The organism is Mediterraneibacter faecis (assembly GCF_055383675.1).
The window spans coordinates 1,104,095-1,117,926 of sequence record NZ_AP043803.1 but is presented as its reverse complement, the minus strand read 5'-3'; the positions used below and the strand labels follow the sequence as shown (position 1 = coordinate 1,117,926).

General features: G+C 39.5%; 9 protein-coding genes and 1 riboswitch. Of the genes, 1 reads left to right on the top strand and 8 read right to left on the bottom strand.

Going from position 1 to position 13,832, the window contains the following annotated elements:
- Positions 1-15 precede the first annotated feature (15 nt).
- The 3 genes from ACZ47Z_RS05250 to ACZ47Z_RS05240 all read right to left on the bottom strand — a co-directional run bounded on the left by ACZ47Z_RS05250 (position 16) and on the right by ACZ47Z_RS05240 (position 5,185).
- On the bottom strand, positions 16-3,666 hold the full coding sequence (locus ACZ47Z_RS05250) for an ABC transporter ATP-binding protein/permease (protein WP_464525944.1): 3,651 nt from the start codon (positions 3,664-3,666) through the stop codon (positions 16-18).
- Positions 3,667-3,976: 310 nt separating this feature from the next.
- On the bottom strand, positions 3,977-4,327 hold the full coding sequence (locus ACZ47Z_RS05245) for an Hpt domain-containing protein (RefSeq protein ID WP_020437176.1): 351 nt from the start codon (positions 4,325-4,327) through the stop codon (positions 3,977-3,979).
- A gap of 24 nt (positions 4,328-4,351) precedes the next feature.
- The gene (locus ACZ47Z_RS05240) at positions 4,352-5,185 is read right to left on the bottom strand and encodes a pyridoxamine kinase (RefSeq protein WP_015528796.1); all 834 of its coding nucleotides are present in this window, start codon (positions 5,183-5,185) and stop codon (positions 4,352-4,354) included.
- A 382-nt stretch (positions 5,186-5,567) separates the two neighbouring features.
- Between ACZ47Z_RS05240 and ACZ47Z_RS05235 the strand changes: the two genes are divergently transcribed.
- Positions 5,568-6,443, top strand: coding sequence for a phosphoribosylaminoimidazolesuccinocarboxamide synthase (locus ACZ47Z_RS05235; protein WP_054752588.1), 876 nt, complete (start codon positions 5,568-5,570; stop codon positions 6,441-6,443).
- Positions 6,444-6,562: 119 nt separating this feature from the next.
- Here the strand turns inward: ACZ47Z_RS05235 and ACZ47Z_RS05230 are convergent, their stop codons facing one another.
- The 5 genes from ACZ47Z_RS05230 to ACZ47Z_RS05210 all read right to left on the bottom strand — a co-directional run bounded on the left by ACZ47Z_RS05230 (position 6,563) and on the right by ACZ47Z_RS05210 (position 13,824).
- Complete coding sequence (locus tag ACZ47Z_RS05230; RefSeq protein ID WP_464525943.1) at positions 6,563-8,197, bottom strand: Na+/H+ antiporter NhaC family protein; 1,635 nt, start codon at positions 8,195-8,197, stop codon at positions 6,563-6,565.
- A gap of 140 nt (positions 8,198-8,337) precedes the next feature.
- Positions 8,338-8,506, bottom strand: a riboswitch (Lysine riboswitch).
- A 339-nt stretch (positions 8,507-8,845) separates the two neighbouring features.
- Positions 8,846-9,640 (bottom strand): 7beta-hydroxysteroid dehydrogenase, encoded by a 795-nt coding sequence (locus ACZ47Z_RS05225; RefSeq protein ID WP_144367832.1) that lies wholly within the window; start codon positions 9,638-9,640, stop codon positions 8,846-8,848.
- Positions 9,641-9,850: 210 nt separating this feature from the next.
- Positions 9,851-10,552: a response regulator gene (locus tag ACZ47Z_RS05220; RefSeq protein WP_464525942.1), complete on the bottom strand. Its 702-nt coding sequence runs from the start codon at positions 10,550-10,552 to the stop codon at positions 9,851-9,853.
- A complete protein-coding gene (locus ACZ47Z_RS05215) occupies positions 10,545-13,244 on the bottom strand; it encodes an ATP-binding protein (protein ID WP_464525941.1) in 2,700 nt (899 codons plus the stop codon). Before ACZ47Z_RS05215 ends, ACZ47Z_RS05220 begins: the two co-directional genes overlap by 8 nt.
- 37 nt (positions 13,245-13,281) lie before the next feature.
- Positions 13,282-13,824 carry a LysR family transcriptional regulator substrate-binding protein gene (locus ACZ47Z_RS05210; protein WP_464525940.1) on the bottom strand — a complete coding sequence of 181 codons (543 nt, stop codon included), beginning with the start codon at positions 13,822-13,824 and terminating at the stop codon, positions 13,282-13,284.
- Between the last annotated feature and the right edge of the window lie 8 nt (positions 13,825-13,832).

Genomic DNA, 13,832 nt, shown 5'->3' with positions numbered 1-13,832 from the left:
CTTCTCACCCGTGCCCTACTCTGTACGAAGTGCTGTCACAGGATCACTCTTTGCTGCTTTCTTGGATGGAATCAATCCACCAAGTAATGTAAGGACAACACTTAATAAAATCAGTATGATTGCCGGAACAATCGGCAGAACTGCATTTACCTTCGCATTATCTGCCACATTGTGAATAATCGCATTCCCAGGAATCAGAAGTAACAATGTTAGTCCGATTCCGATCACTCCTGCACAAAGTCCGATAATAAACGTTTCTGCATTAAACACCTGTGATACATTTCGCTTTGACGCACCGATTGCTCTTAATATTCCAATTTCCTTTTTCCGCTCAAGCACACTGATGTAGGTAATAACACCAATCATAATGGAAGATACCACAAGAGAAATCGCTACAAATGCAATCAACACATAACTGATCGTATCTACGATTGTTGTGACAGAGGACATTAAAGTTCCAACCACATCGGTATAAGTAATGACCTGCTCATCCTTCCCTTCTGCCTCCATCCTGCTATTATAATCGTCCAGAACCTTTACTACTTGTTCCTTTCCTTCAAAATCCTTTGGATAAATGTTAATAGCAGACGGGACTGCAAAATCTACATATCCCAGTTTCTGCAGATTACTATCATAAGAAGCCAAGCCTTTCCCACTCATTGACATCATAAGCTCCGCCAAATCATCTTCCGTCATATTCATCTGAAATACATCTGCAAATGCTGCCGGATCAATCTGCATTGCATTTCCGAGGGTGTTCTGAAGCTGCGTTCCTACGTTGGTCATCATCTGCTTCATTGCAGATTCAAGCTCTGTTGTCATCTGACTGATAATCTGTGTCATTGCAGAGGACACCTGTGTCTCAAGTGCCTGACCAATCGTATTTCCCATAGCCCCCATTGCCTGATTCATATAGTTTCCGATGATTTTTGACACCTGGCTCTCCAACTGATCCATATCGATCATTGCTGACAGACCTTCCTGAAATTGCTTCTTTCCATCATCTGTTTGCAGATAAGCCATGAAATGTTCTCCCATCTTAGACGGATCCGGAAGACCATTCTCTGAAGCATATGCCAAATAACCTTTCACAAGATCATCTGATAGTTTCTCAAGCTGTTCCGGTGTTATCTCAATCTTCGGATCTTCCGGCATAACTTCTGACATCCAATCTGAAATTATTTTCTTCGCTTCATCCGTCTGAAGATATTCCATCAAATATTCATCAAATTGATCCGGATCTGTATATCCTTTTTCCGTAATATACTGTTCGTATCCGGCCATAATATTTTTGATCAATTCCTGTATTTTCTCGGTTGTAATCGTCACAATTCCGCTTGATTTTATGATATCTTTTATATTATCAGAAATAATCTTTTTTGCTGCATCTGTCTTAAGAAATGCTGTAAAATCCTCTCCAAGACCTGAATAATCTGCCTCTGGATGTGTCTTTGCATACTTCTGATATCCCGTCAGCAGTCCACAAGCCATCTGTTTCATACCATCCGGTGATACCTTCAGATCCAGATTCGAAACGATCTCTCCCAGATTCATCTGCGGCATTCCGGAAAGATCTAAGTTCAGAGAATCTGGATTCACAAGTCCCGACAGATCCAGCGTATTACTTCCTGTCTGAAATGCTTTTGACAAATTCATAGATTCACTGAGATTTAACGAATTCCCAAAATCCAGAGAATTTCCTAAATTGTTCATCGCACTTGCGTCAAATCCCAATGCTTTCTGCAGTGCTGCTTCGTCAACCGTAAATAAAGAATCCATGGAGAATCCATTTTCACTGTCTTTCTCTCCGAATTTTTTATTTGTAAATACGTTAACATCCGGATTTGCCAGCTGCTGTTTCACAATCTCACTTTTTGCTGCCTGTTCTGCCACATGTTTCGTCAATGATGTAGGATATGCAATTCCCGGACTCAGAGATGAGGCTTTCGCATCTTCAGCGGGTTTCACAATACCAACCACTGTAAGATCTTCCCCATTCGCTACAAGTGATTTCATATAATCTTCATTATCTGTCTTATCTTTCCAGACCTGATACTGACTATCATATTCATAATACTCAGAACTGTTCACAAGCTTGAACTTTGTTCCGATAATATCATCATAAGAATAAGTTCCCAGATCATCCGGTGTAGTAACATTTTCCTCTTTCATAAAGGACTGGATCATCTCATCAAGCTCCAGCGGATCACGAAGTCCCAATGTATAAAGCATAAAATCACTCATTCCGCCATTCGAAGTCAGAACCACAACACATTCATTATATTTCTCTGGCCAACGCCCCTTTTCCACTTCATACTGATTTTCATAAAGTTTACTGCTTTCCGGCATCTCATAAAAAACATCTGTACTCATCATAGATGACATCATACTATTCGTACTTATAGAAGAACCCAACCCCATGGCTGAAAAGGATTGATCTGGATTCACCTGACGGATACTGTCTTTATTTTTTTTATAAATCTGCGGAGAAATGCTGTACTTATATTCTATAGCATTCGTATATTGTTCCACTCCACTCTTGCCAGTATCAAGATACTTCTTCAAAGCACCAAGGTCATTTGAATCCATTGTGGAAAACATATTCGTCACCATCTGAATTACTTTAACCTGATCCTTTGACTTTTCCTTTGTATCTGACTTCTCTTTGTCTGTTTTTTTATCGTCCGCAGAGGCACTGTCCATCCCGACCATCATGGATGTCAGATCAAAGCCTGTACTTTGTATCTGTAGAGGATATTCTGAAAGCGTCTCTTCCTCTACGTTCTGAATATATTGATTCACACCTGTAGATAGAGACAGAATTAATGCAATTCCGATAATTCCGATTGAGCCTGCAAATGAAGTCAGAAGCGTTCGTGCCTTCTTTGTCTTCAGATTGTTAAAACTCAAAGCTAAAGCGGTCAGAAATGACATCGAGGATTTTCCCATATTCCTGTGTTCTGCCACTCCCATCGTCGTTTCATCTACTTCAAACGGATCTGTATCTGAACGGATCACACCATCTTTTAATGTAACGATTCTTGTCGCATACTGCTCTGCAAGCTCCGGATTATGTGTAACCATAACAACCAGACGGTCTTTCGCTACTTCCTGAAGAAGATCCATGACCTGCACACTTGTATCACTGTCCAGTGCACCTGTCGGTTCATCTGCAAGCAGGATATCCGGATCGTTCACTAATGCCCGGGCAATCGCAACACGCTGCATCTGTCCTCCGGACATCTGACTTGGTCGCTTGTGAAGCTGCGCACCCAGACCAACCTTTTCAAGCGCTTCTGTCGCACGTTTCCTTCTCTCGGACTTGCCAATCCCCGAAATCGTAAGTGCCAATTCAACATTTGCCAGAACAGTCTGATGCGGAATCAGATTATAACTCTGGAAAACAAATCCTATCGTATGATTACGATAAGAATCCCAGTCTCTGTCTTTATATTTCTTCGTTGATATTCCATTGATGATCAGATCTCCGCTGTCATATCGGTCCAAACCACCAATGATATTCAGAAGCGTTGTCTTTCCCGAACCACTCGGTCCCAGAATAGCAACAAATTCATTATCTCTGAGATTCAGACTGACATCATCCAATGCTTTCTGTATCAGATTACCTGTTCGATATTCCTTGCAAATATGTTGTATCTGAAGCATGCCTTTTCTCCTTTTCCAATCACTATTCAGCCATTATTTTACTATTCTACACCCTGCTTGGATGAATTGTCATTCACTTTATAAGGATTTTTCTTGATTTCTATACATTTTTCCATAATGTGGTTAGATAATATGTAATACACGAAAGCATTGAAGGAATTTATCATGAAAACATATAAAAAACCTGTTGTTTCCGTTGATACAGGCCTTGCTGAAGGAGTATACGCTGCAAGTGGTGCAACTATAAAAACTGCCAGCAGATAAATTTCTACTGGCAGAAAAAATTTATATTTTTTCAATTGTCTACTTCTTAACATAATCCTTTAATTGCTTCTATTGTTCGGGTATATTCTCGTTCTACTTCTTCAAACATCTCTGTAGTGTTTTCTTTGATTTCTTTGTCTCGAAGCTCTTCTGTTAATGCTGAGCTGACCTCGAATAACTTTGTAAATCCAAGATTCATGCACACGCCTTTCAATGTATGTGCACTTCGGAATGCGAGTTCTGCATCCTGATTTTCAAGTCCTTCTTTTAATCCCTGGAAACTTGTATCATCCAAAAACTTCAATACAAATTTACGGACCAGTGTTTCACTTCCAAGTCTTCTCATCACATCATCATAGTTACTATCCATTACTTCATAGCATTCTTCTAAATTCATTTTTGTTTACTCCTTAATTTTCTTTTATTTCAATAGTCCCATTAATTCTTCAAAACAGACACCATCCGTCAACGGAATTTCCATTTCAATTGACTTTTGTATGCACTTCTTTATAAATGCGGATGCCTTTCGGACAGATTTTGTAAATTCCACTCCATTAACTGCATCTGCTGCAATGATTGCAGAGAAAATATCTCCCGTACCACATCTGGAATGTCCTACTTTATGTGTACGGATCATCTCGTATCCTTTGCCTTTTTCATAGCACAAGTTGGATACATACGTTTTCTGTGGAATTCCTGTAATCACAACTTTTTCTGGTCCGGTCTGCACAATCTGTTCTGCCATCTTTGCCAGCTCTCTCGTTGTCCACCGTTCCTTATACGGTGTTCCTGTCAAGATACATGCCTCTGTCACATTTGGAACAACTACATCCGCATAGCGGACTAATTGAATCATCTGTCTGCACATTTCTTCCGTATAAGTCGAATATGCCTCCCCATTGTCCCCCATCACCGGATCGATCACAGCCACTGTATTCTCGTCTCTAAAATACTGGATAAACTCACTGACAATCCGAATCTGTTCTGCTGATCCCAAAAAACCAGTACAAATTCCTTCGAACTTCAAATCCAGCTTCTTCCATTGTTCAATATATGCTTCCATATTTGATGTATAATCTGTAAAATAATAATCTTCATATGCGGTATGATTTGAAAAAATCGAGGTAGGCACTGCACAACACTGCACTTTCAGCATTGAAATAATCGGCATCTGTACCGCAATTGAGCATCTGCCAAAGCCTGTAAAGTCATTGATCAGCGCAATTTTTTTCTGTTGATTATGATTCTGCATCATTCTATTCCCTCGTTTCTTCTATATAAATAGACATACTAATTTAATTACAATATGTCATAGATGTCAATATTTCTTTTTACTATTCTCTTTCACCTTCTGTGTAACTGCCTTTTCTACTATAATAATTTCTTATTAAATAATATCTGATTTGTTTATGATACCTCAAAAACATTCTGTTTTTTTTACTTTTTATCTAACGTATTCCACAATCACTCTCTTTATTTTTCCGTTGTTTTTATACAAAAAACACAATTTTCCACATTTTTCCTTCTTCAATGATTTTTCACACCTCTCTTCCCACGTTTTCAGCCCGCTTGACAGTTTCCCCTAAAAAGTGTACGGTTACGTTGTAAATTCTAAGAAAATTCTATGAGGTGAAAAAATGCAGGAATTAAAACCAATCAAAGAAGGTAAAGTTCGTGAAATTTATGATAATGGAGACAGCTTAATCATGGTTGCTACAGACCGCATCAGCTGCTTTGACGTGATTCTCAACAATGAAGTTACAAAGAAAGGAACTGTCCTGACTCAGATGTCCAAATTCTGGTTTGATCTGACAGAAGACATTCTTCCTAACCACATGCTCTCTGTTGATGTAAAAGATATGCCGGAGTTCTTCCAGCAGGAGAAATATGATGGAAAATCTATGATGTGTAAGAAACTCGAAATGCTTCCAATCGAGTGTATCGTTCGTGGTTATATCACTGGAAGTGGCTGGGAAAGCTATAAAGAAAATGGAACTGTTTGTGGAATCGCACTTCCGGAAGGATTAAAGGAATCTGACAAACTTCCTGAACCAATCTATACACCTTCCACAAAGGCTGAAATCGGAGATCACGATGAGAACATTTCATTCGAGCAGAGCGTTGATCACCTTGAAAAATATTACCCTGGAAGAGGACGTGAACTCGCTGAGAAACTTCGCGACAACACAATTGCTCTCTATAAGAAATGTGCCGAATATGCTCTGAGCAAAGGTATCATTATTGCAGATACAAAATTTGAGTTCGGACTTGATGAAAATGGAAATATGGTAATTGGAGATGAGATGCTCACTCCTGACAGTTCCCGTTTCTGGCCTGCTGACGGTTATGAAGCCGGACATGGACAGCCATCTTTTGACAAACAGTTTGCCCGTGACTGGCTGAAAGCAAATCCAGACAACGACTGGACACTTCCACAGGAAATTGTAGATAAGACGATTGAGAAATACCTTCAGGCATATAAGATGCTGACAGGAAAAGATCTGGATAAATAAGATTTCATAAAACAAACAGGGACGAAATGAACCGCTTAACAAGCTTTTCATTTCGTCCTTTTTTACTACATTTCTGTAAAAAGAAAACGAGGATCAACTCCTCGCTTTCTCTCTGGTTTTTAGTTTGTTGTTTTCACCCTACCTGTGTGATCTTTTGTGATTGCTTTGATTGCAAGCAGAACTCCAATCTGCAGAGCAATTCCGATCACGAGACAGATGACTGCATTCTGCAAGATACCTGCGATCACATATGTAATACAGGAAACCGCTGCTACAGTCATTGCATATGGAAGCTGCGTGGATACATGATTCACATGATTACACTGCGCTCCTGCGGATGCCATGATTGTTGTATCTGAAATAGGTGAACAATGATCTCCGCAAACTGCTCCGGCCATACAAGCTGAGATTGAGATGATCATCATTGTCTCGTTCGTACCCTGGAATACTGCAACTACGATTGGAATCAGAATTCCGAATGTTCCCCAGGAAGTACCTGTTGCAAATGCAAGGAAACATCCTACAAGGAAGATGATTGCTGGGAGAAGGTTCATCAATCCGCCTGCTGCTGAATTCATTACAGAAGCTACGAATGGAGCTGCTCCGAGACTGTCTGTCATTGCTTTCAGAGTCCATGCAAATGTAAGAATCAGGATAGCCGGAACCATTGCCTTAAATCCTTCCGGAATGCAAGCCATAGAATCCGAAAAACGAAGAACTTTTCTTACTACATAAAAAACAATTGTAATTACCATTGCAAAGAAACTTCCAAGCATCAGTCCAACCGATGCATCACTTCCGGAGAAAGCCTCTACAAAGCCTGTTCCTGAGAAGAACCCACCAGAATAAATCATACCAATGACACAACATACAATAAGTGACAGAATCGGGAATACAAGATCGATTACTTTTCCTTTATTGTAAATCGCATTTTCGGATGTATTTTCAAATGGTCTGTCTCCTGTTGTAAAAAGATCCCCTTCAATCGCATTTTTCTCATGCGCCTTCATCGGACCATAATCTTCTTTTGCAAGAACCAGTGTTACCATCATTATAACTGTAAGAATTGCATAATAGTTATATGGGATTGCACGAATAAAAATTGAAAATCCATCCTCCCCTTTAACAAATCCTGTTACTGCTGCTGCCCAGGAAGAAATCGGTGCAATAATGCAGATTGGTGCTGCCGTAGCATCGATCAGATATGCAAGTTTCGCACGGGATACATTGTGGCTGTCTGTTACAGGACGCATAACGCTCCCAACTGTAAGACAGTTAAAATAATCATCAATAAAAATCAGCACTCCAAGTGCGATTGTTGCAAGCTGTGCACCCGCTCTTGTCTTGATATGCTCTTTCGCCCAGCGTCCGAATGCTGCGGAACCACCGGCTTTATTCATCATACATACCATAACACCAAGAATTACCAGAAATACCAGAATACCCATATTGTAAGAATCTGTAAGTACTCCCACTACTCCATCCTGAAATACATGTAAAATTGTAGCTTCCGGTTTAAATCCTGACCAAAATACACCTCCGATTAAAATTCCAACGAATAAGGAGCTATAAACTTCCTTTGTAATAAGTGCCAGTACGATTGCAATGACCGGCGGCACCAGAGACCAGATTGTTGCATAGAGCTGAGGTACATACTCGGCAGATGTATCTGCGGCAAATACTGTTGTTGAACTACAACACAGAATGAGCAGAGACATCAGAAACACATACCCCATTTTTCTTTTGTTTCTCATTTTCTTTTTTCCTTTCCTATAAACTTATGTTTGTTAAGTTTGTGTGTAAGCATAGTGGGTTTTGCCTGGGATTCTCTAAACGCAAAAAATGCCATAGGCACTCTCTGCTGGTGAGTCACCCATGGCATAATAATTCTAACGTCATCGATAGCTCTCCACACCTGTGACAGTCCGGCGTATCTTCTACATCCGGCCCAGGAATCATATCTGGGAATATCATTCCTTCGGCGGCTTCTCCTTTCTCTCACTGACAGTCTTCCCAAGACTCTCGTCAGCGGATACTCATATCACCGCGCCTCTATCAAACATTACTATATTATCACATTCTATTTAAAAAAGCCAGACTTATTTTATAATAATTTTCATTTAGAAAACTCCAATATTAATTTCACCGCTTTCTTTGATTTCATCTAATGTTCGATAACCCTGATTTCCTTTATCGGATGTCTTTTCGGCTCCGCATCCTGTCAAAGCAACTACTCCTAATGATGTGGCTAAAACTCCTATTCCTTAACTTCATCTTACCATATCGTTATCATTAAAGATACTTAAAGTTATATATTTCCCATAAACAAAATAGCTGTTTCCCCTACTCAGAGAAACAGCTACTATAATCACTGAAAGATGATTCATCTAAAATCTGATTTTTTAGTTGTTAGAATAGAATGAACCCATATAACGGATATATTCATCATCTGTTTTATTTGCCTGCCAATTATGAACATTTGCTTTATTGTGCTCACCTGCAATAACAGAAAGAGATTTGCCAAGATTGTCAAATGCTTCCTCTACACAAGCTTCCGGTGTCATAGCTGCCTTCATAACAGCTTCTCCTGCTGGACCGCCTGGAAGATTGCTTAACAAACTTGGTGTAATTGTTGTTCCTAACGTGATAACCTCAACGTCTACATTTGTACTCTCACATTCTGCCGCCACAGCTTCTGTCAGTTTCTTAATGTAAGATTTTCCTGCACCATACTGTGCGTTATATGGTGAACTACTGATTGCTGTCAAAGAAGACACATTGATTACAGCTCCACGATCCTGCTTTGCAAAGATTCCCATGTAATGATAGAAACATTTCAAGAATGTCATAACATTAACATTAATCATCTGCTCATGCTTCTCCCACGGAGTATCCTGCAATTTTCCAAATGTATGGAAACATGCAACATAACTCATGAATCCCATATCAAGGTCTTTTGTTGCTTCAAAAATCTTGTCAGTACAGTCGGACTGTGCAAAATCTGCACGAATAACCATGTGATCCACACCATATGTTTCGCTGATACTCTTTCCAAGCTCCTGAAGTTTCTCTTCTCTTCTTCCTACCAGGACAACACTCATTCCCTCAGATGCGATTTTCTCTGCAAATGCTTTTCCAACGCCTTCTGTTGCTCCAAGGATGATACCCCACTCACCGTATTTTTCTCTTAAGTTCATTGTTTTTTCCTCCTAATTTTTCCGATTCACAACTAAAATATACTATAGCACACCTTAAGGAAAATAACAATGTGATTTTGATATATTTTTAACAAGCTATACCAATCTGTTCGCTTACCTTATAACTTCTTTTACAGAGTGATATATTCTATTCATTATTACTTGAAAAGATATCCGCCACCTCACTGATTATAATAAATGTTGTGAAGTTCACTCAACTTTCAGCATCCGATACCCCACGCCAATGTGTGTTTGGATATATTGTGGAGAGTTCGGTTCTTTCTCGATTTTTTTACGAAGTGTCGCCATAAACACACGAAGGGAGGCAATATCATTATCCCAACTACTTCCCCAAATGCTTTGCGTAAGGAAAGTATGGGTCAGAACTTTTCCTATATTTCTTGTCAACAGGCAAAGCAACTTATATTCAATAGGTGTTAAATGCAACTCTTCTTCATTCAAATAGGCACACCCCGCAACATAATCCACACGAAGTTTTCCGTTTACAAAAACAACCGTTTCGACAGGGGATACTTTTTGCATCATCGATAACCTTCTTTGCGTGACTCGTAGTCTGGCAAGCAGTTCCTCAACAGAAAATGGCTTTGTTAAATAATCATCTGCACCAGCATCCAACGCATCAATTTTATCGGTATCTTCACTGCGAGCACTGATTACGATAATTGGCATGTTTGACCAAGTACGGATTTTTTTAATAATCTCAACACCATCCATATCAGGAAGTCCTAAATCAAGTAAAACAATGTCAGGATTGTGTGAAGATGCTTCTAAAATTGCCGATTGACCATTGGGCGCTGTCAGATATCGGTATTCGTGCGCTTTTAAGGTTGTTGTAATTAAATTTCTGACAGATGTGTCATCTTCTACAACTAATATTAGTGACTTATTCATATACTTTGACCTCCCCTGCCGGTAATGTAAATGTGAATACTGTTCCGTGCGGCAGATTATCTGAAACAGTAAGTTCTCCGCCGTGGGCGTTAATAATGGACTTGCACAAAGATAATCCGAGTCCTAAACTTCGGCGACTGTCTGCAATTTGATTTGCACCGCTGTAGAACATGTCGAATATCCGTGGCTTTATTTCATCAGCAATTCCGTTTCCGTCATCCGATATAGATACGATCGCTTGTTTTCCCCGTTTTTCTGTCCGAATAACAATATGAGAGTTTTTAGGTGTATATTTGATAGCATTATCAACAATATTGATAATCACCTGAACAATAAGCTTTGCATCCATTTTTGCAAGAAGAATTTCTTCTTTGCTTTCAACAGAAATATGATGTTCTTCACTCTTTCGGTTAATATGATGTAACGCTTCTGTAATCACGTCATCCATCAAATCTTCCGTTATACGGAGATTCAACCGTCCTTCTTCAATCCGGGTTACAGCCAGCAGGTTTTCTACAAGGTTTATCAGCCACATAGAATCATCATAAATATCCGTATATAGCTGCTTTTTTGTATCATTATCAAAGGAATCGCCATTGGACAAAAGGTTACTGGCATTACCAGAAATGGATGTCAGCGGTGTCCTCAAATCATGTGAAATAGCACGCAACAGGTTCGCTCGCAACTGTTCATTTTTTGCAAGGACAGCCGCCTCCTGTTTCTCGCGGGCATTTTTTTCATTTTCCAAAGCCAGAGCACATTCTCCGAGAATGGACAGTAGAATACTGTTTTCAAATGGATCAAGAGGTATTTCCCCCATCACGATTCCAACAACTCCATATACCATACTGCTACTGCGAACAGCAAGGTACAGGCATTTTGCATTGGAAAGCGTTCCTGTTGTGGATCCGGCACGTTTATTGTTTTTCAATACCCAGCCGGCAACGGCCTTTTCATTTTCGGAAATACATGATTCCAAATTTTCCTCAGTTACAGAAAAAATATGCGGCGTATCCAACACTTCGCCATCAGCTAAATAAAAAACGATATCTTTTCCCAAGAGTTTAATGAGCTGATTTGAAGTTGTGGATACAATTTCATTTTTATCTTTTGCCTGTTGCAATAGCTGGCTTGTATCAAATAACACTTTGGTACGGTAAGCAGATTGTGCCGCCTGTTTTGCTTGATTTTTAATCCGTATAGCAAGAGAACCGGTTAAAAATGCCGCCAAAAACATGATAATAAAGGTAACAGGATAACCCTGATCATACGCCTGCAAGGTAAATTGGGGTTCCGTAAACAGGAAATTAAAAATCAAAACACTTACAATCGAGGAAATTAGGCTGTATACCTGATGTTTCGTGATGACAGCGGTGACAAGAACGCCTAAAACAAAAACAGTAATAATATTTGCTTCGCCAAATCCAAGATTATGGAAAATCATTCCGACTAAACTGGATAAAATCAGAATCGCAGTAGATTTTAATGTATCAGTGGCAGAGAAGACGATATGGTTCTTTTTCCTGCCCCCTCTTAACTGATACACTGCAGCATTAGAAACCGTATCCGGAATAATATGCACATCCAAGTTAGGGGCATAATCAATCAGTTTTTCTGTCAGTGTCGGTTTGCTGAGCAAATGCCGTTTTGTAGCAGAACTTCGCCCGATCACAATCTTTGACGCACCGGACAAACGGGCAAATTCCGCAATCTGAAACGGAATATCTTCTCCATAAACTGTTTCAATTTTTGCCCCAAGCTGCTCAGCAAGACGAACATTTGAACGAAGGCGTTTTATATTGTCCTCGCTCATCACTGAAAAATCCGGTGTTTCTACAAACAGAGCCGTAAACTTTCCTTTGAAAGCAGAAGCCATTCTTGCGGCGGTACGGATAATTTTTGCATTAGATGGAGAAGAAGATAGACAAACAAGAATATGTTCGTCTGTATGATAATCTCCGTGATTTTTAATGCGGGCATTTTCTGTGAGGATATTCACCCTATCCGCACATCGCCGCAGTGCAATCTCCCGAAGAGCTGTCAAATTTTCTATTGTGAAAAAATTTTCTACCACCTGTTTTGCCTGGGTCTGTCTGTATACATTTCCTGTATTCAAACGGTCAATCAAATCCTGTGGTTCAATATCCATTAATTTAACCTGATCTGCATTATCAAACAGAGAATCCGGAATGCGTTCCTGTACAACAATCTCCGTAATGGATGAAACTGTATCACAAAGACTTTCAATATGCTGAACATTGACAGTCGTATAGACATCAATCCCTGCATTCAAAAGTTCCTTAATGTCCTGATACCGTTTTGCATGACGGCATCCTTCGGCATTCGTATGAGCAAGTTCATCCACAAGAATAAGCTGTGGTTTTCTTTTCAGTGCCATGTCAATGTCGAATTCGTTCAGTATCATACCATTATAGAGAACTTCTCTTGTAGGAAGAACTTCTAAGCCATTCAAAAGAGCTGCTGTTTTGGGGCGTGCGTGGGGTTCTATATAACCGGCTACCACGTCAATTCCCTGCTGTTTTGCCATATGAGCCGCTTCCAACATGGCGTAGGTTTTACCCACACCAGCTGCATATCCGAAAAAGATTTTCAAATGTCCTTTATTCCGATTTTCTTCATCGGCTTGGATTGCCTTTAATAACTGATCCGGATTGTGTCTGTTTTCGCCCATACGGTCACCTCCCTGTGCAAAAAACATTATATAAAGATTATACCACCTTTTCTTCTTTTTTTCCATTCGGGCGTGTAGCCGAAAACAGAAAAGGCTCCGAAAAATCATGCAATTTTTCTACAAATGAACCTTCCATACAATTACTGTTATTTTGCCATATCACTCTCACTGGTTTCTCAATCGTGTTGATTGGATGTACCGCAATGTCTATAGAGTCTGGAGTAATGACGCTTTGCTTTATTTGAAAGGATAAGGAACAATACTTATCTTTCAAAATATCATTGGATTCCTCTATTATAAAGCCAAAATCAAGTTTATTATTTCCTATCCCATTTATTATTTCACTTACAGAACCGTAGAACAGGTTCAACTCATAGTTTGGGTATTCGCTTGAAAATTGTTCTAATAGATCTGCAATAGAATCTATGATTGCAGGTGTTTCAAATCCAATCCTAAGCTTAGAACCTGAAATATGTTTTTGGGATTCATTTTCCTCGAGAAATTTATCCAGTTTTCCCATAAGAAAATAACCATAAATAAATGCTGCCAATACCACTATAAGTAAAACAAAGTCTTTCATATCACCAA